The organism is Micromonospora deserti (assembly GCF_003236335.1).
Lineage (GTDB): Bacteria > Actinomycetota > Actinomycetes > Mycobacteriales > Micromonosporaceae > Micromonospora > Micromonospora deserti.
The window spans coordinates 1-19,025 of the sequence record NZ_POUB01000105.1 but is presented as its reverse complement, the minus strand read 5'-3'; the positions used below and the strand labels follow the sequence as shown (position 1 = coordinate 19,025).

At 74.3% G+C, this 19,025-nt stretch carries 15 protein-coding genes and 2 pseudogenes; 11 read left to right on the top strand and 6 right to left on the bottom strand.

What is annotated here, in order from left to right:
* Positions 1-47: 47 nt before the first annotated feature.
* The 6 genes and pseudogenes from C1I99_RS16440 to C1I99_RS16415 form a co-directional block, all read left to right on the top strand.
* A pseudogene (locus C1I99_RS16440) lies at positions 48-908 on the top strand (asparagine synthase-related protein); the annotation flags it as partial.
* Positions 909-922: 14 nt separating this feature from the next.
* Positions 923-2,719, top strand: a pseudogene (gene ngg, locus C1I99_RS16435) (N-acetylglutaminylglutamine synthetase); the annotation flags it as partial.
* 95 nt (positions 2,720-2,814) lie between these two features.
* A complete protein-coding gene (locus C1I99_RS16430; RefSeq protein WP_111135098.1) occupies positions 2,815-3,996 on the top strand; it encodes an osmoprotectant NAGGN system M42 family peptidase in 1,182 nt (393 codons plus the stop codon).
* Between the two features lie 475 nt (positions 3,997-4,471).
* Positions 4,472-5,401: a ribonuclease Z gene (locus C1I99_RS16425; protein ID WP_111135101.1), complete on the top strand. Its 930-nt coding sequence runs from the start codon at positions 4,472-4,474 to the stop codon at positions 5,399-5,401.
* Positions 5,398-5,907: a GNAT family N-acetyltransferase gene (locus C1I99_RS16420; RefSeq protein ID WP_111135097.1), complete on the top strand. Its 510-nt coding sequence runs from the start codon at positions 5,398-5,400 to the stop codon at positions 5,905-5,907. The genes C1I99_RS16425 and C1I99_RS16420 overlap by 4 nt, the downstream gene beginning before the upstream one ends.
* A gap of 28 nt (positions 5,908-5,935) precedes the next feature.
* Positions 5,936-6,925: a S1C family serine protease gene (locus C1I99_RS16415; RefSeq protein WP_233512537.1), complete on the top strand. Its 990-nt coding sequence runs from the start codon at positions 5,936-5,938 to the stop codon at positions 6,923-6,925.
* Between the two features lie 31 nt (positions 6,926-6,956).
* Here the strand turns inward: C1I99_RS16415 and C1I99_RS16410 are convergent, their stop codons facing one another.
* Both C1I99_RS16410 and C1I99_RS16405 read right to left on the bottom strand, forming a co-directional pair.
* Positions 6,957-8,327, bottom strand: coding sequence for a cystathionine beta-synthase (locus C1I99_RS16410; RefSeq protein WP_111135096.1), 1,371 nt, complete (start codon positions 8,325-8,327; stop codon positions 6,957-6,959).
* A gap of 76 nt (positions 8,328-8,403) precedes the next feature.
* Complete coding sequence (locus C1I99_RS16405; RefSeq protein WP_111135095.1) at positions 8,404-8,760, bottom strand: DUF1232 domain-containing protein; 357 nt, start codon at positions 8,758-8,760, stop codon at positions 8,404-8,406.
* 183 nt (positions 8,761-8,943) lie between these two features.
* Here C1I99_RS16405 and C1I99_RS16400 point away from each other — a divergent pair, with 183 nt between their 5' ends.
* From C1I99_RS16400 to C1I99_RS16390, 3 genes are all read left to right on the top strand, one after another.
* Positions 8,944-9,993, top strand: coding sequence for an SGNH/GDSL hydrolase family protein (locus C1I99_RS16400; protein ID WP_111135094.1), 1,050 nt, complete (start codon positions 8,944-8,946; stop codon positions 9,991-9,993).
* On the top strand, positions 9,990-10,793 hold the full coding sequence (locus C1I99_RS16395; protein ID WP_111135093.1) for an SGNH/GDSL hydrolase family protein: 804 nt from the start codon (positions 9,990-9,992) through the stop codon (positions 10,791-10,793). The genes C1I99_RS16400 and C1I99_RS16395 overlap by 4 nt, the downstream gene beginning before the upstream one ends.
* Positions 10,794-10,945: 152 nt before the next feature.
* On the top strand, positions 10,946-12,208 hold the full coding sequence (locus tag C1I99_RS16390; protein WP_111135092.1) for an acetyl-CoA C-acetyltransferase: 1,263 nt from the start codon (positions 10,946-10,948) through the stop codon (positions 12,206-12,208).
* Positions 12,209-12,269: 61 nt separating this feature from the next.
* Here the strand turns inward: C1I99_RS16390 and C1I99_RS16385 are convergent, their stop codons facing one another.
* Genes C1I99_RS16385 through mtrA form a run of 4 tightly spaced genes read right to left on the bottom strand, consistent with a single transcriptional unit; the run spans position 12,270 to position 17,283 of the window.
* Entirely contained in the window at positions 12,270-13,022 is a 753-nt protein-coding gene (locus C1I99_RS16385) for a ComF family protein (protein ID WP_111135091.1), read from the bottom strand.
* 5 nt (positions 13,023-13,027) lie between these two features.
* Positions 13,028-14,833, bottom strand: a complete 1,806-nt coding sequence (locus C1I99_RS16380; RefSeq protein ID WP_111135090.1) for an LpqB family beta-propeller domain-containing protein — start codon at positions 14,831-14,833, stop codon at positions 13,028-13,030.
* A complete protein-coding gene (gene mtrB / locus C1I99_RS16375; RefSeq protein ID WP_111135089.1) occupies positions 14,830-16,581 on the bottom strand; it encodes an MtrAB system histidine kinase MtrB in 1,752 nt (583 codons plus the stop codon). The genes C1I99_RS16380 and mtrB overlap by 4 nt, the downstream gene beginning before the upstream one ends.
* A 12-nt stretch (positions 16,582-16,593) precedes the next feature.
* Positions 16,594-17,283: an MtrAB system response regulator MtrA gene (gene mtrA / locus C1I99_RS16370; protein WP_111135088.1), complete on the bottom strand. Its 690-nt coding sequence runs from the start codon at positions 17,281-17,283 to the stop codon at positions 16,594-16,596.
* A gap of 199 nt (positions 17,284-17,482) precedes the next feature.
* Between mtrA and C1I99_RS16365 the strand changes: the two genes are divergently transcribed.
* Both C1I99_RS16365 and C1I99_RS16360 read left to right on the top strand, forming a co-directional pair.
* Complete coding sequence (locus C1I99_RS16365) at positions 17,483-18,325, top strand: hypothetical protein (protein ID WP_111135087.1); 843 nt, start codon at positions 17,483-17,485, stop codon at positions 18,323-18,325.
* Positions 18,322-19,025 (top strand): DUF4129 domain-containing protein (locus C1I99_RS16360; RefSeq protein WP_111135086.1); only part of this gene is annotated, 704 nt, incomplete at its 3' end. The genes C1I99_RS16365 and C1I99_RS16360, both read left to right, overlap by 4 nt.

The window sequence follows — 19,025 nt, the reverse complement described above, 5'->3', positions numbered from 1 at the left end:
ACACTTCTAGCTTCGTCGGCAGCGTCAGATTTGTATAAGAGACAGACTCAGACCTGGTCGCCCGGACGTTCGACACCGACCACCACCAGATCAGGGTGGCCGCCGCCGACCTGGTGCCACCGCTGGAGGCCGCCGTCGGGGCCATGTCCGAGCCGATGGTCAGCCACGACTGCGTCGCGTTCTACCTGCTCAGCGAGGTGGTGTCGCAGCACGTGAAGGTGGTGCAGTCCGGCCAGGGCGCGGACGAGATCCTCGGCGGCTACCACTGGTACCCACCGCTGGCCCGGGTCGACCGGGACGCCGCACTCGACACGTACGCCCGGGCGTTCTTCGACCGGGACGCGGCCGGGCTGGCCCGGGTGCTCAACCCGGGCTGGCTGGCCGGCGGCGACCCGGCGCGGGAGTTCGTGGCCGCGCACCTGGCGCGGGCCGGTGCGGAGACCGCAGTCGACGCGGGCCTGCGCCTCGACACCCGGGTGATGCTGGTCGACGACCCGGTCAAGCGGGTGGACAACATGACCATGGCGCACGGGCTGGAGGCCCGGGTGCCGTTCCTCGACCACGAGTTCGTCGAGCTCGCCGCGACCTGCCCGGCCGAGCTGAAGCTGGCCCAGAGCGGCAAAGGCGTGCTCAAGGAGATCGGCCGCCGGGTGCTGCCGCACGAGGTCATCGACCGGCCCAAGGGCTACTTCCCGGTGCCCGGCCTCACCCACCTGGAGGGCAAGCTCCTCGACCGGGTGCGCGACGCGCTCACCGCGCCCGAGGCCCGCCGCCGTGACCTGTTCCGCGCCGATTACGTCGACGCGCTGCTCGCCGACCCGAACGCCGAACTGACCCCGTTGAACGGAAACAAGCTGTGGCAACTCGGACTCCTGGAAATGTGGCTCCAGAGCCACGGAATCGACTGACCGTGGGCGACACGATGGCGTCCGGGACCGCCCGGGCGGATCGGCTGCGCGGCACGGGACGGCGTCGGGAGCGGGTCGGCCCGGGCGGCGACCCGGTGGCGCCCGGCACGACGGAGATCCCCAGCCGGACCGGGGCACCCGACGTGGTGCTCGACTGCGGTTGGGGCCGGCTGGTCTTCGGGCAGACCTTCGCCGACAAGGCCGCGGTCGCCGCCGTGCTGCGCTCCGAGGCCGCCGGCTCCCGGGACATCTGCATCTACCTGCGGGATCCGCACGTGCTGGTGTCCCGGCTGCCGGACGAGCTGTTCATCGACCCGTCGCTGACCTACCGGCTGCCGCTGGGCGCCGGCCGTCCGGCCGCCATCGAGGCTCCGGTCGACATCCCGGGTCTGCTGATCCGTCCACTGCGCGACGACGACGACGCGGACGCGGTCAATCGGATCTACGCGCGCAACGGCATGGTCACCGCCCCGGTGGACGTGCTGGTGGCCAACGCCGGCACCGACCGCTTCCTGCACCTGGTGGCCGAGAACGCCACCGGTGAGATCGTCGGCACCATCACCGGCGTGGACCACGTGGCGGTCTTCGACGACCCGGAGAACGGGGCCAGTCTCTGGTGCCTGACCGTCGACTTCAACCAGGCGCCGCCCGGCACCGGGCAGGCCCTGCTGACCGAGCTGGCCGACCGGCTGGACGAGCGGGGCCGTGCCTTCGTCGACCTGTCGGTGCTGGCCGAGAACGCCGGGGCGATCCGGCTCTACGAGCGGCTCGGCTTCCACCGGACGGCGACCCTCTGCGTAAAGCGGAAGAACCCGATCAACGAGCGCCTCTTCCTGCCCGCCACCCCCGACGGGTACGACGAACTCAACCCGTACGCGAAGATCGTCGCCGACGAGGCGATGCGCCGCGGCATCCGGGTGGAGGTGACCGACCCGGCCTGGGGCGAGCTGAAGCTGACCAACGGCGGCCGGACGATCCACACCCGGGAGTCGCTGTCGGAGCTGACCTCGGCCGTGGCGATGAGCCGCTGCGACGACAAGCGGGTCACCCGGCGGATCCTCGCCGAAGTGGGCCTGTCGGTGCCGCGCGGCCGGACCGCCACCGGGGAGCCCGACGACGTCGCCTTCCTGGCCGACGTGGGCCCGGTCGTGGTCAAGCCGGCCCGCGGCGAGCAGGGCAACGGCATCACCGTCGGGGTCCGCACCCCGGAGGCGCTGGCCGCCGCGGTCGAGCTGGCCCGGCGGTTCTGCCCGGACGTGTTGATCGAGGAGATGCGGACCGGCGACGACCTGCGGGTGATCGTCATAGACCACGAGGTGGTCGCCGCCGCGGTGCGGCGGCCGGCGCAGATCACCGGGGACGGCGTGCACGACGTCACCGAGCTGATCGAGCGGCAGAGCCGCCGGCGGGCGGCCGCCACCGGAGGCGAGTCGCGCATCCCCATCGACGACATGACCCGCGAGGTGGTGGCGGAGGCCGGGCACCGGATGCACGACGTGCTCGCGGAGGGCGAGGTGCTGGTGGTACGCCGGACCGCGAACCTGCACACCGGCGGCACCATCCACGACGTGACCGAAGACCTGCATCCCGCCACCGCCGCGGCGTGCGTGGCCGCGAGCCGGGCGCTGGACATCCCGGTCACCGGGCTGGACCTGCTGGTGCCCGCCCCGGACCGGCCGGAACACGTGTTCATCGAGGCGAACGAGCGGCCGGGCCTGGCCAACCACGAGCCGCAGCCGACCGCCGAACGCTTCGTCGACCTGCTCTTCCCCGGCACCCGGGCGCCGCAGCGGCTCTGGTCGCCGGCCGGGCCGGGAGGCGCCGCATCGCCGGCCGGGCCGGGAGACGCCGCGCCGCCGGCCGGTCCGGAAGACGCCGCGCCGCCGGCCGGTCCGGGAGACGCCGCGTGAGCCCGAAGCCGCTGGAGATCGACCTGGACTACCTGCGCCGGGTGCTGCTGGAGCTGCTGGAGATCCCCAGCCCGTCGGGTCGTACCGACCACGTACAGCAATACGTCGGCGAGCGGCTCTCCGCGCTCGGCATCGCCTTCACACTGACCCGGCGCGGCGCGCTCAGCGCCTGCCTGCCCGGGCCCAGGGCGACCGGCGCGGACCGGGCGATCGTGGTGCACACCGACACCATCGGCGGCATGGTCAAGCGGCTCAAGGAGAACGGCCGGCTGGAGCTGAAGCCGATCGGCACGCACAGCGCCCGGTTCGCCGAGGGCGCCCACGTGCGGATCTTCACCGACGACCTGGAACGGGTGATCACCGGCCAGGTGCTCCCGCTCAAGGCCAGCGGGCACCGCTACAACGAGGGCGTCGACCTGCAGGGCATCGGCTGGGAGCAGGTCGAGGTGCGGGTCGACGAGCCGGTCGACGGCGTCGCCGGGCTGCGCGCCCTCGGCATCGACGCGGGCGACTTCGTGGCGTTCCTGCCCAACCCGCAGATCACACCTGGCGGGTACGTGAAGTCCCGGCACCTGGACGACAAGGCCGGGGTCGCGGCCGTACTGACCGCGTTCAAGGCGCTGGTCGACGCGGGCGTCCGCCCGGCGGTCACCGCGCACCTGCTGATCACCGTGACCGAGGAGATCGGGCACGGTGCCAGCCACGGGCTGGACCCGGACGTCGCCGAGATCGTCTCGGTGGACGCGGCGGTGGTCGCCCCGGGCCAGCAGTCCCGGGAGGACACCGCCACCCTGGCCATGGGCGACGGGGTGGGCCCGTTCGACTACCACCTGACCCGCAACCTGGCCTCGATCGCCGCCGAGCACGGGGTACGCCTGGTCCGGGACGTCTTCGACTACTACCGCTCGGACGTCGCGGCGGCGGTGGAGGCCGGGGCGCACGCCCGGGTGGCGCTACTCGGCTTCGGGGTCGACGCCACTCACGGGCACGAGCGCACCCACCTGGACGGGCTGGCCCAGCTGACCCAGCTGCTCTGCCTCTACCTGCAAAGCGAGCTGGTCTTCCCGGAGTGGGACGCCGAGCCGGAGGGTGACCTGGCCGACTTCCCCTCCCTCGCGGTCCAGCCGGCCAGCGAGGAGGGCCCGCGCGAGGGCCCGATCGGCATCGCCCCCTCCTGAACGCGGCACGCCGGGCCCACCGGCACGCCGGGCATTCGTCCGCGGACACCCTCGGCTGGCTAACCTTCCGCCTCCGTGGGCTGCGAAGGTGGGGGTGCACGAGTCACCGGAGCCGCGGCGGCATCTGCGCGGCTCCGGTGGCCGTGCCCCGCGGGCCGGGCGGCAATCCGGCGGGCGTGTGATCGAAATCCGTTGCCGGCGGCCACCGCCACTGGTTAGCGTGGCGGTACACGGGAAAGGAGGTGGTCCAGACTTGTATAGCAATCGGACTCGTGAGGTGGCTGTCCGCTAGCCGCTGTCCTCGACAGTGATCACGTCCGCCGCGAGGCGGGCACAGGCACCATCGTCGAGACCGTGTGGCAGCGGTGCGGCGAATCCATGACAGCCACCCGACCCCCGGGGTGCCGGCCCAGTCCAGCCGGCCCGCGCGCGAGCGCGGAAGCCCCGGGGGTCGCTTCATGTGCGGGGGGACCACGTGTCGACGCGCGAGCTGGTGGTGCTCGGGACGGCCAGCCAGGCCCCGACCCGGCAGCGCAACCACAACGGGTACGTGCTGCGCTGGGACGACGAGGTGATCCTCTTCGACCCGGGCGAGGGCAGCCAGCGGCAACTGCTGCACAGCACGGTCACCGCCACCGACCTGACCCGGATCTGCGTCACCCACTTCCACGGCGACCACTGCCTCGGCCTGCCCGGCACCATCCAGCGGCTCTCCCTGGACCGGGTCCCGCACCCGGTGGCGGTGCACTTCCCGGCCGGCGGCGCCGAGTACTTCGCCCGGCTACGGCACGCGTCCAGCTTCCACGAGACCGCCGAGCTGCGGGTCGAGCCGATCGAGGCCGACGGGCAGCGGGTCGAGCTGGGCTGCGGCACGCTGGAGGCCCGCCGGCTGCGACACCCGATCGAGACGTACGGCTACCGGCTGGTCGAGCCGGACGGATGCCGGATGCTGCCCGACCGGCTGGCCGCGTACGGCGTCGCCGGGCCGGCGGTCGGGGAGCTGATCCGCGTGGGCCACCTGGACGTCGACGGCCGCCGCGTCACCCGGGAGGAGGTGAGCGTGCCCCGGCCGGGGCAGCGGTTCGCCTTCGTGATGGACACCGGCCTCTGCGACGAGGTGTACGCCCTCGCCGAGCACGCCGATCTCCTGGTCATCGAGTCGACCTTCCTCGACTCCGAGGCCGCGCTCGCCGCCGAGGTCGGCCACCTGACCGCGGGCCAGGCCGCGCGGGTGGCGGCCGAGTCGGGGGTACGCCGGCTGGTGCTCACCCACTTCTCCCAGCGCTACGCCGACCCGGACCGCTTCGCCGACGAGGCCCGCACGCACTTCGACGGCGACCTGGTGATCGCCGAGGACCTGATGACCGTGCCGCTCCCGCCACGCCGGGTAGCCTCGGCCGGGTGATCGCCACCCTCCGCCGCGCCACCGCCGCCGACCTGATGGCGGTGGGAGCACTGCACCAGCGGTCCCGGGCCGCCGCGTACTCGTCGTTCCTGCCACCGGAGGCCCTCGCCGACCCGACGCCGGACGCGATGGGGCGGTACTGGACCGAGCGGTGGGGCTGGGAGCGGGACACCCACCTGATGACCGTCGCCGAACGCGGCGGTGGGCTGGCCGGCTTCAGTTACGTCGGCCCGGACGACGCCCGCGATCCGGCGACCGGGCTGCTCTGCGCGATCCACCTGGAACCGGCCGAGCGGGGACGCGGGGTGGGCCGGGAGCTGATGGTCGACGCGCTGGCCACCATGCGCGAGCGGGGCTGGCGACGCGCGGCGCTCTGGGTGCTGCGGGAGAACGCGCCCGCCCGGCGCTTCTACGAGAGCGGCGGCTGGACGCCCACCGGGATCGAGCGGGACGAGTGGGTCGGCCGGGTCCGGGCCGCCCAACTGCGCTACGCCCGCCCGCTGTGACCGGTTGTTCGCTCTGAGCGGATGCGGGATGGCCATCGATCCGGTGGGCGTTGCCGCAGTCATGGACACCGATCACACCGCCCCCCAACCGGCCGAGGAGGCCGCGCTGGACGCGTACTCCCAGGTGGTCACGACGGTGGCGGCCCGGGTGCTGCCGAGCGTGGCCGCCCTGTCGGTACGGACCCCGCGCGGCTCCGGCGCCGGCAGCGCGATCACCATCGACGCCGAGGGCCTGCTGCTGACCAGCGCGCACGTGGTGCAGGGCGCCCGGGACGGGTCGGCCGCCTTCGGCGACGGCACCGAGGCCCGGTTCCGGGTGGTCGGCGCGGACCCGCTCTCCGACCTCGCGGTACTGCGGGTGGACGGCAGCCCGGTGGCGCCGGTACGGCTCGGCGACGCGGACTCCCTGCGGATCGGCCAGCTGGTGGTGGCGGTCGGCAACCCGATGGGGCTGGCCGGCTCGGTCACCGCCGGGGTGGTCTCCGGGCTGGGGCGTTCGCTGCCGGCCCGGGACGGCCGGGTCACCCGGCTGATCGAGGACGTCATCCAGACCGACGCGGCGTTGAACCCGGGCAATTCGGGCGGCGCCCTGGTGGACTCCGCCGGCCGGGTGGTCGGGGTGAACACCGCGGTCGCCGGGTACGGGCTCGGACTGGCCGTGCCGATCAACGTCACCACCCGGCAGATCATCACCGACCTGACCGCCGACGGGCGGGTCCGCCGGGCCTGGCTCGGCGTCGCCGGGGCACCGGTGCCGCTGCCGCCGGAGGTCACCGCGCGCACCGGCCAGCGGCGCGGCCTGCGGGTGGTGGAGGTGGTCCCGGGCAGCCCGGCCGGGGTGGCCGGGATCTACCTGGGCGACATCATCGTCACCGCCGGCGGCCGCCCGGTCAGCGACGGGCAGGGCCTGCAACGGCTGATGCTCGCCTCGGCAATCGGCACCCGGCTGCCGGTGACGGTGCTGCGCCGGGGGGCCTTCGTCGACGTGGTCGCGGTGCCGACCGAGCTGGCCCGCTGAGCGGGCCGCCCGGCCGGCCGCCGCGACGCCGTCAGCGGGCGCCGAGGTGGGCGAGCAGATCCTGCCGGGTGAGCACACCCCTGGGCTTGCCGTCGACCAGCACCAGCGCGGCGTCGGACTTCTCCAGCAGGTTGACCGCCTCGCTCACCGGCTGGCCACCGCCGATCATCGGCAGCGGCGCGGCCATGTGCCGCTCGATGGTGTCGTGCAGGTGCGCCTGGCCGGTGAAGAGCGCGTCGAGCAGGTCCCGCTCGGCGATCGAGCCGGCCACCTCACCGGTGACCACCGGCGGCTCGGCCTTGAGCACCGGCAGCTGCGAGACGCCGTACTCGCGCATGTAGTCGATCGCGTCGCGGACCGTCTCGGTCGGGTGGACGTGCACCAGCTCCGGCAGGCGGCCCGGCTTGCTGGCCAGGGCGTCGGCAACGGTTGGCTCGGTGCCGGAGTTATCCAGGAACCCGTACCGGGCCATCCAGGCGTCGTTGAAGATCTTGGACAGGTAGCCCCTGCCGCCGTCCGGCAGGAGCACCACGACCACGTCGTCCGGGCCGGCCGCGCGGGCCACCTTCAGCGCGGCCACCACGGCCATCCCGCAGGAGCCGCCGACCAGGAGGCCCTCCTCGCGGGCCAACCGCCGGGTCATCTCGAACGACGCCTTGTCCGAGACCTCGACGATCTCGTCGGCGATGCCCCGGTCGTACGTCTCCGGCCAGAAGTCCTCGCCGACCCCCTCGACGAGGTACGGCCGGCCGGTGCCGCCGGAGTAGACCGAGCCCTCCGGGTCCGCGCCGATGACCTTGACCCGCCCCTCCGACGCCTCCTTGAGGTAGCGGCCGATGCCGGAGATCGTGCCCCCGGTGCCGACGCCGGCGACGAAGTGGGTGATCTGCCCCTCGGTCTGCTGCCACAGCTCCGGGCCGGTGGTCTCGTAGTGGGAGCGCGGATTGGCCAGGTTGCTGTACTGGTTGGGCTTCCACGCGCCGGGGATCTCCCGGGCCAGCCGGTCGGAGACGTTGTAATAGGAGCGCGGGTCCTCCGGCGCGACGGCGGTCGGGCAGACCACCACCTCGGCGCCGTACGCGCGCAGCACGTCCTGCTTGTCCTGGCTGACCTTGTCCGGGCAGACGAAGACGCACCGGTAGCCCTTGAGCTGGGCCACCAGGGCCAGCCCCACGCCGGTGTTGCCGCTGGTCGGCTCGACGATGGTGCCGCCCGGCCGGAGGATGCCCGCCTTCTCGGCGTCCTCCACCATGCGCAGCGCGATCCGATCCTTCACCGACCCGCCGGGGTTGAGGTACTCCACCTTCGCCAGCACGGTCGCCTGGATGCCCTCGGTGACGTGACGCAGCCGTACCAGCGGGGTGTTGCCGATCAACTCGACGACGTTGTCGTAGTACTGCACCTCGTTGTGCCCTTCTCCCTCGGCGCCGCCGGCGGCGGCCGGGCAGACGTCTTCTCGACGCCCAGCGTACGTCCCGTCAGGGGGTCACCTGCCCGGGGATCACCGACCCGCGCCGCGCCTCCCACTCCAGGAAGCGCTCGGCCTCGGCGAGCACGCTGCCGGCCAGCCAGGTGATCACGACCGCGTCGTCGGCCAGGCCGAGGAGCGCCAGCGGAAGCTCCGGGAGCAGGTCCACCGGCGAGACGACGTACGCCGTGGCCGCCGTCATCAAGGCCAGCCGGAGCCCGCCGTCGTACTCTCCCCTCACGGTGGCCCGGATCATCCGGGGTAGCGCCGCCAGCCGTGCCCCGAGCGACGGGCCGCCCCGCGCCCCGGCGAAAAGCGCCCGGGCCAGCGCGGTGAACGCCGCGCTCCGCTTCAATGTCTTCCCCATGTCGTCGCCCCTCTCCGCGTGCCAGGGTGCCGTGCCGGCGCAAGCCGGCCGGCTGGCCCTCGCGGGGCCGCCGGACCGCCGGGTGCGCCCCGGCCGGCACCCGGACCAGCTACCCGGTGCGCCGGCACCCACCAGCCGTCGCCGCGACAGCGGCCGGTCGTGCCGGCGCGATAATGTCGTTTCATGGGGGTCGCTGGTTCCGTCGTCCCGGTTGGTTCGCGCTGGCAGCGCGCCCGGCAGATCGCCCGCCTGGCGGCGATCGGCACGGGCGCCACCGCGGCCGCCGCCGTGGCGACCGGGGGCGTGCTGATCGGGCAGGCCCGCCAGGCCCGGCGCACGATTCCGCTGGCCGAGGCGCCGCCACCGCGCTGTGACGGGGTGTACGGCGCCAAGCTGCCCGGCCCACCGGTGACCATGGTCGTGCTCGGCGACTCCTCAGCCGCCGGCTACGGCGTGCACCGGCGCCGGGAGACGCCCGGCGCGCTGCTCGCCACCGGCCTGTCCCGCCGGCTGCACCGGCCGGTCCGGCTGCACCGGTTCGCCGTGGTCGGCGCCATCTCCGCCGGGCTGAAGCATCAGGTGGAGGCGGCGCTGGAGTGCGACCCCGACATCGCGGTGATCCTGATCGGCGGCAACGACGTGACCAACCGCACCCCGCTGGGGCTGGCCGTGCGCTACCTGGTCGAGGCGGTCCGCGCGCTGCGCGCCGTCGGCTGTGAGGTGGTCGTCGGCACCTGCCCCGACCTGGGTGCGATCCGGCCGATCCAGCCGCCGCTGCGCTGGCTGGCGCGGCGCTGGAGCCGGCAGCTCGCCGCCGCCCAGACGGTGGCGGTCGTCGAGGCCGGCGGGTGGACGGTCTCCCTCGGTGACCTGCTCGGCCCCCGGTTCGCGGCCGAGCCGACCCGGATGTTCGCCTGGGACCGGTTCCACCCCTCGGCGGAGGGCTACGCGGTGGCCGCCGCGGCGATGCTGCCGACCGCGCTCTCTGCGCTCGGCGCCGCTCAGGAACGGCGCGCTCCGCTGGTCCGGGGCGAGGGCGTACGGTCACTGCCGAAGGCCGCCCAGGAGGCGGCCCGGCATGCGGGCACCGAGGTCAGCGGCACCCAGGTCCAGGGCAGCGACCGCGGCCCGGCCGGCCGGTGGGCGCAGCTGCGCCGGCGGGCCTTCTTCGGTGTCGGCGCGGTTTCGCAATCCGGCCCCGCCGAATCACCCACAGTGGAAGGACTGGCATGAGCGAGCAACTGCACCCCTCGGGGCTCGCCGGCCGGCTGGGTCGCGCGGCGGCGTACTCCCTGGTCGCCGGCGCGGTCGGCGGCGCTGCCGTCCTTGCCGGCCAGGTCTTCGCCGCCCGGCACCGCCAGTACGCCCAGCCGGAGCTCGGCCTGGCCCTGCGAGCCACAGTCGGCCGCGCCGGCGCACCGCCGGTGCGGCTGGTGCTGCTCGGCGACTCGTCCGCCCTCGGCGTCGGGGTCGGACGCCTCGACGACACCGTCGGCGGGCAGCTGGCCAACCTGCTCGCCGAGGCGCCCTCCGGCCGGCTGGTGCACCTGTCCAGCGTCGGCGTCTCCGGCTCCCGCTCGACGGACCTGGCCACCCAGGTGGCCCGGGCACTGCTCGGCGAACGTCCCGACGTGGCGGTGATCCTGATCGGCGCCAACGACGCCACCAGCCTGCGCCGGCCGGCCGACGCCGCGGCGTACCTGGGGGCGGCCGTGCACCGGCTGCGGGAGGCCCGGGTGGAGGTGGTGGTCGGCACCTGTCCCGACCTCGGTGCGGTCCGGGCGATCGCGCCGCCGCTGCGCCAGCTGGTCGGCTGGGCCGGGCGCCGGATCGCCCGGGCCCAGACGGCCGCCGTGCTCGATGCGGGCGGCACCGTCGTCGACCTGGCCACCGAGACCGGGCCGGTGTTCCGGGCTGACGCCGGCACCCTCTGCCACGACGGCTACCACCCCTCCGCCGACGGCTACCGGGTCTGGGCGCACGCCCTGCTGCCGGCCGTCGCCGCGGCGGCCGCCGTCGCCACCCGCCACTGAGCCGACCCTGGGCCCGCCACCGACCCGGCCCGGGGCCCGGCAAGTGGCCCGCAACCGCACCGATCCCGGCCAGGGGTAGCCGGCCCGAGGGTGACATTTCCCGCCGGCCACGCGGCTTCCGCGGCAAGTTACCCGCGGGTTAACGTTGATTCATGCCGATTGAGTCGTCCCGCGACGCCGTGATCGTCGCCACCGCCCGCTCTCCCATCGGCCGGGCGCACAAAGGGTCCCTGCGCGACGTCCGCCCGGACGACCTCGCCGCGACCATCGTGCAGGCCGCCCTGGACAAGGTCCCCCAGCTCGACCCGGCCGAGATCGACGACCTCTACCTGGGGTGCGGTCTGCCCGGCGGCGAGCAGGGCTTCAACATGGCCCGGGTGGTCGCCACCCTGATGGGGCTGGACGGGCTCCCCGGCGCCACGCTGACCCGGTACTGCGCCTCCTCGCTCCAGACCACGCGGATGGCGATGCACGCGATCCGGGCCGGCGAGGGTGACGTCTTCATCTCCGCCGGCGTCGAGACGGTCTCCCGCTACGCCCGGGGCAACTCCGACGGTCTGCCGCCAGAGGCGCAGGCGCTGGTCGGCGGCGGCTGGGAGAACCCCCGTTTCGCCGCCGCGCGCGAGCGGTCCACGGCCCGCGCCCAGGGCGGCGCGCCCGTCTGGACGGACCCGCGCGAGACGGGCGATCTGCCGGACATCTACCTGTCCATGGGGCAGACCGCCGAGAACCTGGCCCAGGTGTACGACGTGACCCGCGCCGACATGGACGAATTCGGCGTACGCAGCCAGAACCTCGCCGAGAAGGCCATCGCCGACGGCTTCTGGTCCCGGGAGATCACCCCGGTCACGACGCCGGACGGCACGGTGGTCAGCACCGACGACGGTCCCCGCGCCGGGGTCACCCTGGAGGCGGTCGCCGGCCTGAAGCCGGTCTTCCGGCCGGACGGCCGGATCAACGCCGGCAACTGCTGCCCGCTCAACGACGGGGCCGCCGCCGTGGTGATCATGAGCGCCCGGAAGGCCGCCGACCTCGGCCTCACCCCGCTGGCCCGCATCGTCTCCACGGGCGTGACCGCGCTCTCGCCGGAGATCATGGGCCTCGGCCCGGTCGAGGCATCGAAGCAGGCGCTCGGGCGGGCCGGCATGACCATCGACGACGTCGACCTGGTCGAGATCAACGAGGCGTTCGCCGCCCAGGTGATCCCCTCCTACCGCCAGTTGGGCATCCCGTTGGAGAAGCTGAACGTGATGGGCGGCGCGATCGCCGTCGGGCACCCGTTCGGCATGACCGGCGCGCGGATCACCGGCACCCTGCTGAACGCGCTGGAGTGGCACGACAAGACCATCGGCCTGGAGACGATGTGCGTCGGCGGCGGCCAGGGCATGGCCATGGTCATCGAACGCCTGAGCTGAGCCGCGCGCCCGGTAGCGCCTCCGTTCACCCCGCGCCCGGTAGCGCCTCGGCTGGGCGCGCCTAGAGCGCGCCGCGGGTCGCCGTCACCTCGGCGGCGGCCCGCGCCAGCACCTCGGCCGGCGGGGCGGCGGCCACCAGGTCGGCGGCGACCACCCGGAGCTGGTCGGGCAGGGCGAGGTCGTTGTCGAGCCGGGGCACCGTGCGGCGCGGCTGCCCCTCGGCGTCGGCCGCGAGGTTGGCGATCTCCTGCACCAGCCGGTGCACCAGGTCAGCCCGGGACACGTTCCCCGACTCGGCCGCCGCCGCCCGCCCGGCGCTGTCCAGGGTCACCGAGTCGGGTCGGGGCAGGGCGCGCAGCGGTCGCCGTACCCGCGCCGGCCGACCCGCCCGGCGGAGCCGGGCCGCGCAGTGCCGCGCCAGCCGGTCGAGGTGGTCGCCGTAGCGGGCGCGGGCCGCCGCCGCGGTGTCCGGCACCGGCACCAGCACCACCGGCCGCCCGGGCGCCACCGCCGCGGCGACGACCTCGGCGAGCAGGGCGCCCAACGGTCGGGCCAGCCCGTGCCGCCCGTGGTCCTTGTACGCCAGCAGGGTCTCCCGCAGCGGGCCGACGTACGGGCCGAGGGCGAGGCAGGGCGGCAGCCCGGGCGGGGCCGGGTCGGGCCGCACCTCGCGCGGCCGCAGCGCGTCGAGTTCCGCCACGCACCCCGGGCAGACCCCGTGCCGCAGCGCCGGCCGGCGGTCCCGGCACCCCGCGCAGACCGCCGGCAGCACCAGGTCGGTGAGGTCCGCCCAGAGCCCGCCCACGTCCGGCACGGGGATCAGTAGAGGAAGAAGGGGGCGGTCGGGTTGCCCGGGCGGACCCCGGCCGGCGGCGGGGTCACCTCCAGCACCTGCTCCCGCTTGATCCGCTCCGCCGGGCTGCGGTACGCCACCCCGTTGGCCTCGTACATGACCGCGCCGGAGGGCTGCTGGACGACCGGGTTGACCGGGAAGGCTGACAGGTGGGTCACCTTGGCGCCCACGTCACCGCGGACCTCGAACTCCCGCGCGCCGTCGACGCTGACCTGGTGGATGCCGGGCCGGTCCGCCGAACCGGCCAGCACCAGGCTGTCCTCCCCGGCCCAGTCCACGGCGGAGAGGCCGGTCAGGGACGTGGCGAGCCGGCGGGCCGGGCCGAGGGTCACCCCGCCGCCGTCGACGGTGACCGCGGCCACGTAGAGCGCCCCGCCGACGATCATCGCGATCCTGGTCCCGTCCAGCGCGGCGGCCACCGCGGTCACCTGCCCGGTCACGTTCAGCGTCACCGGCGTCAGCGTCGCGTCGTCACCGAACCGGTGGAGCCGGCGGTCGGCCACCACCAGCCCGTACGGCCGCCCCGTGTCGGCGGAGCGCAGCCAGACCGGACGGCCGATCGCGGCGTACCACGAACTCGACCGGAAGGCGGTCACCGGATCGGTGCCGGTGCCCACGGTCAACCGCTGCCGGCCGTCGGCACCGGCCACCACGAGCGCCGCCAGGACGCCGCCCGCGGCGCGGCTGAACCCGGCCGAGACGACGTTGCGGTTGGCCTCGGGTGCCACCGGCACGGTGCCGCCGGGCTCACCGGCGAAGGCCAGCGGGTGGACCGCGCCGTCGTAGACGCAGTAGCGCTGCGGGTTGCCGATGAGCGGGTAGAGCGGGTGCTTGAGCCGCTGCTCGCGCAGGTTCACCACCGTGCGGGACTGGTTCTGGACCTTCAGCTCCAGCTCGCCGTCCAGTTCCGGCAGCGACCAGGCAAGCTGGGTGGCGAACTGGTCCAGCCGCCGCTCGTCGTCGCCGGGCATGGTCAGGTTGACCTCCCACCGGCCGTCCCCGCCGGTGGCATTGTTGATCATCTCGGTGCGGTCGGGCAGGCCGGAGACGGCCGGGCGCAGCCAGTCCGACGGGCCGTTGATGAGCCAGCGGACCACCTCGGTCACCTGCCGCTCGTCCGGCACGGTCAGCGGCAGGTACCGCTGGTCGGGCACCAGCCGGTTGCGGTCGGAACTCCAGAAGTAGACCGAGGCCGGCTCGTAGTACTCCTGCAACGCCACATGGCTGAGCAGCAGCACGTTCGGCGGGGCGGTGACGAACAGGCCGGCGTCCTCGACGTTGCCCTGACCGCCGGTGGCGGCGCTGCGCAGGCCGAACTGGTACTTCGTCTCGGTGGCCACCGGCGGCGCCAGGGTGCCGTTGGTGCGCAGCACGCCGATCTGCTGCACCGCGATGGTGACCTTGGTGCTCTCCACGTCGGGGGTGATCACCGGGGCCTCGGTCAGCCGGACCACGGTGAGGGCGACCTCACTGCCCTGCTTCTCCTGGAGCTCGGACCGGTCCTCCGGGGCGATGAACTGCTTGACCCGGTAGTAGGCCCGGTCCGGCTCGCCGGCGGCGGCGGCCAGGAAGTTGCGGACGAATTCCTCCGCGTCGCTGCCGCTCGCCGCCCGGGTCGGCGGCTCCTGGCTGCGACCGCTGGAGGTGCCGGCCTCCGCGCTGGACACCCGCCGTTCCACCTCGACTCCGGTACTGCCCGGGATACCGCACCCCGCCAACCCGGTGACCAGCAGCACCACCCCGACCACTCCGGCCAGCAACGCGCGCGTCACGACCGGGCCTCCGCCTTCTCGCCGGCGCCGGCCGGCCCGACCGCCAGCGCACCGCCGGGGCCCGGGCCGATGGCCAGCAGCCCGCCGGCGCGGGGACCGCCGAACGGCAGGGCCGCGTCGGCCGGCACCAGGCGCAGCGGTGAGGTGGTCAGCCGGTCGCCCGCCCGGGCGGGCAGGGTGAGCCGGAACTGGGCGCCCTGCCCCGGCGCTCCCCATGCCTCCAGCCAGCCGCCGTGTAGCCGGGCATCCTCCAGGCTGATCGACAGCCCCAACCCGGTGCCGCCGGTCTGCCGGGCGCGGGACGGGTCGGCCCGCCAGAACCGGTTGAACACCAGCTTCTCCTCGCCCGGCTTGAGCCCCACCCCGTGGTCGCGCACCGTGACGGCGACCGCCGTGTCGTCCACCCCCAGCGTGATCCGCACCGGCTTGCCCTCACCGTGCTCGACCGCGTTGCCGACCAGGTTGCGCAGCACCCGCTCCACCCGTCGCGGGTCCACCTCGGCGATCACCGAGGTGGCCGGGACGTCCAGCTCGATGGCCACCCCGACCCGCTCGGCCAGCCCGGCCAGCCGGTCGGCCACCCGGTGCACCACCGGCACCAGATCGGTCGGCTCGGCGTCGAGCATGGCGAAGCCGGCGTCGAAACGGCTGATCTCCAGCAGGTCGGTGAGCAGCTCCTCGAACCGGTCCAGCTCGGCCTGGAGCAGCTCGGCGCTGCGGGCGACCGCGGGATCGAAGTCGTCGCGCTCGGCGAAGATCAGGTCGGCGGCCATCCGGACGGTGGTCAGCGGGGTACGCAGCTCGTGCGAGACGTCGGAGGTGAACCGGCGCTGCAACCGGGACATCTCCTCCAGCCGCAGAATCTGCCGTTGCAGGTTGGTCGCCATCTGGTTGAACGACGCGGCGAGCAGGGCCAGGTCGTCCTCGCCGTTGACCACCATCCGCTGGTCGAGCAGACCCGCGGAGAGCCGCTGCGCGGTCCGGGCGGCCACCCGCACCGGGGTCACCACCAGCCGGGTGACCAGCGCGGCCAGCAGGCCGAGCAGGAGCACCAGGGCGACACCGGTGGCCACCACGGTGGCCCGGGCGTCCGCCGCGGTGGCGTCCTGCCGGCTCAGCGGAACGAAGTAGTAGAGCTCGACCTGACCGAACCGGGTCGGCACGGGCGAGCCGTAGACCAGGTACTTGGCGCGTTCGCCGGTGAGCCGGCCGGTGCGGATCTGCCACGCGACGTTGCCGTCGGCCACGCTGGCGCGCAGCTCCCGGCTGATCAGCGGCCGCACGTCGAGGACCGGCGAGCTGCGGGTCTCGATGATGTCGGTGTAGTTGTCGGCGGTGATCGCCACCACCACCCCGCTGGTCTGCTGCGGGTCGCCGCCGGCCAGGTAGTTGACCGTGCCCTCGATGGTGTCCTGAAGCTGGGCCTCCTGCGGCTGGCTGAACAGGTAGACCTGCTTGGCCGCGTAGTCGGCGCCGCTGGTGATCCGCAGCCGCGTGTCGGTCACGGCGTTGGTGAGCAGGATGTCGGTGATCTTGTTGGCGATCACGTACGCGAAGCCGCCGACCAGCAGGCTGGAGGCCACCAGCGTGATGGTCACCACCCGGACCTGCAACGAGCGGCGCCAGGTCTGGTGCAGGCCGGCGACCAGCCGGGCGGACCGGCCGACGACCGCGCGGCACAGCTCCCGCCCGGCGTGGCGCCGGCGGGAGACCGCGGGGTCAGCGTGGGGTGTCGGGGAGGTGACCACAGTGTGACCAGGCTATCCGGTACCCGCCTTGTAGCCCACGCCCCGCACGGTGAGGATGATTTCCGGCCGCTCCGGATCCGGTTCGATCTTGGCCCGCAGGCGCTGCACGTGCACGTTGACCAGTCGGGTGTCAGCGGCGTGCCGGTAGCCCCAGACCTGCTCCAGGAGCACCTCCCGGGTGAAGACCTGGCGCGGCTTGCGGGCGAGCGCGACCAGCAGGTCGAACTCCAGCGGCGTCAGCTTCACCTCCTCGCCGTTGCGGCTGACCGTGTGCGCCGGCACGTCGATGGTGATCTGGTTGCCGGGCGGCCCGATGGTCAGCATCTCCGGGGCGACGTCCTCGCCGCGGCGCAGCCGGGCCCGCATCCGGGCCACCAGCTCCTTGGGCTTGAACGGCTTGACCACGTAGTCGTCGGCCCCGGACTCCAGGCCGAGCACCACGTCGACGGTGTCGCTCTTGGCAGTCAGCATCACGATCGGCACACCCGACTCCGCCCGGATCGCCCGGGCCACGTCGATACCGCTCATGCCGGGCAGCATGAGGTCGAGCAGGACGATGTCGGGCCGGTTGTCGCGGAACGCGGCCAGGGCCCGTTCCCCGTCGGCGACGAACGAGGGCAGGAAGCCCTCGCTGCGCAGGACGATGCCGAGCATCTCGGCGAGCGCGGGGTCGTCGTCGACCACCAGTACCCGGGCTCTCATGGGATTAATTTTCCATCCCCGTTCAGTTCGGTGGGATCGGCGTCATCCGGCACGGTACTGCCGACGGAGGCCGACGCCCAGCAACCGGCGCGCGGAACGGCCGCCCCGGCGTGCGGGTCCACCCGATCGGACCGCGCGTGTCACCATGATCCCTGCGTGCGCCGCCACGCGCCACCACCGCCCGCCCCCAGGAGTACGCGTGCCCGACGCCGGCCCCACCGCCGTGCTTCCGCGCCGCCCGCTCACCGTGGGCGAACTCCTCGACTCCGCGGTCCTCCTGCTGCGCGGCCAGGCCCGGGTGTTGATCCCGGTGGCCCTCGTCCTGGCCGTGGGCGAGCAGCTCCTGCTGTACCCGCTGCGGGCCGCCGCAGGCACCGCGCCGCCGGTGTGGTGGGTGGAATTCGGCCGGTTCGCTCCGTACTGGCTGTTGTTGGCCGTCGGCGCGGCGACCGAGGCGATGATCATCATGCTGCTCGGCAACCCGGCCGCCCGGGCTGCCGCCGCCGCGCTGGTCGACCGGCCGCTCGGGGTACGCGACCTGCTCCGCCTCACCGGGGCGCGATGGGGCGCGACGCTGCCGCTCACGCTCCTGGCCGGCGTGGTGATGTTCGTCGCCGCGCTGCTCGGGCCGGTCTGGTTCCTCGGCTTCGGCCTGCTCGGCGCCCTGGCCCCGGCCCTGGTCGTCGACCGGGTCCGGCCTCGGCGGGCCCCGCTGCGAGCCGCCGCGCTGTCGGTACGCGGCGGTGGCCGGGCCGGCGCCGTCCGGGTGCTCGGCTACCTGGTCTGGTGGATCCTGCGGGTCGGCCTCGGCACCGGCCTGTTCGTCGGCCTCGGCACGCTCGACCTGCTCGACGACGCCTGGGACGTGCCGCTCTCGCTGGCCATCTGGGCGCTCGTGAACAGCGTCGCCTACCCGGCGCTGGCCTGCCTGGACGCAGTCCTGCACCTGGAGACCCGGATGCGTACCGAAGGGCTGGACATCCTGCTGTCCCGAGTCCCGGCGGGCACGCCGGAGACCGTCCTCCCGGCGGTCGACCGGTGAGCCTCAGCCGGTGGTGGACCGAGACCACCGCGGCGCTCGGCGACCACCTGCCGCTGCCGCTGGTCGCGCTGCTGCTGGTGCTCGCCGCGGCGCTGGTCGCCGCCGCCTGGTACACCTTCCCGGCCTGGGCGCCCCGGCGGCTGCCCCGATTCGCGGGGCCCTGGCTCCGGTGGCCCCGACTCCGGTGGCCCCGACTCGCGGGGCCCTCGCTCCGGTGGCCCCAACTCCGGTGGCGCCGACTCCGGTGGCCCCGACTCCGGTGGCGCCGACTCCGGTGGCGCCGACGCCGCCGCGCGCCCCGGCCCGCGACCACCGCCGTACCGGCCCCCCGGGAGCCGGACCCCGAGCTGGCGCCCGCCGCCCACGCCTCCCTCGCCGACCGGCTGGCGGCCGAGGGCCGCTACGCCGAGTCGGTCCGGGAACGCCTGCGCGCCATGATCCGTGAGCTGGTCGCGCGCCGGGTGGTGCAGCCGCGCCCCGGCATGACGGTCGTCGAGCTGGTCACGGCCGCCACCAGCAACCGCCCGCAGGTCGGCCCGCCCCTGGGCGCGGCCGGCGCGATCTTCTCCGAGCTCTGGTACGGGCAGCGCCCGGCTTCCGCCGAGCACGACCACCGCATGCGCGAACACGCCGCCGACCTGCACCGGGTGCTGGCCGGCCGGCCCGAGGACGGGCCGGCATCTGTCTCTTATACCCATCT

Bases quoted from the DNA above. Each gene is read 5' to 3' on its own strand.
- C1I99_RS16415 (WP_233512537.1), top strand. From the start codon at position 5,936: ATGGCCATCGATCCGGTGGGCGTTGCCGCAGTCATGGACACCGATCAC.
- C1I99_RS16405 (WP_111135095.1), bottom strand. From the start codon at position 8,760: ATGGGGAAGACATTGAAGCGGAGCGCGGCGTTCACCGCGCTGGCCCGG.
- C1I99_RS16400 (WP_111135094.1), top strand. From the start codon at position 8,944: ATGGGGGTCGCTGGTTCCGTCGTCCCGGTTGGTTCGCGCTGGCAGCGC.
- C1I99_RS16395 (WP_111135093.1), top strand. From the start codon at position 9,990: ATGAGCGAGCAACTGCACCCCTCGGGGCTCGCCGGCCGGCTGGGTCGC.
- C1I99_RS16390 (WP_111135092.1), top strand. From the start codon at position 10,946: ATGCCGATTGAGTCGTCCCGCGACGCCGTGATCGTCGCCACCGCCCGC.
- mtrA (WP_111135088.1), bottom strand. From the start codon at position 17,283: ATGAGAGCCCGGGTACTGGTGGTCGACGACGACCCCGCGCTCGCCGAG.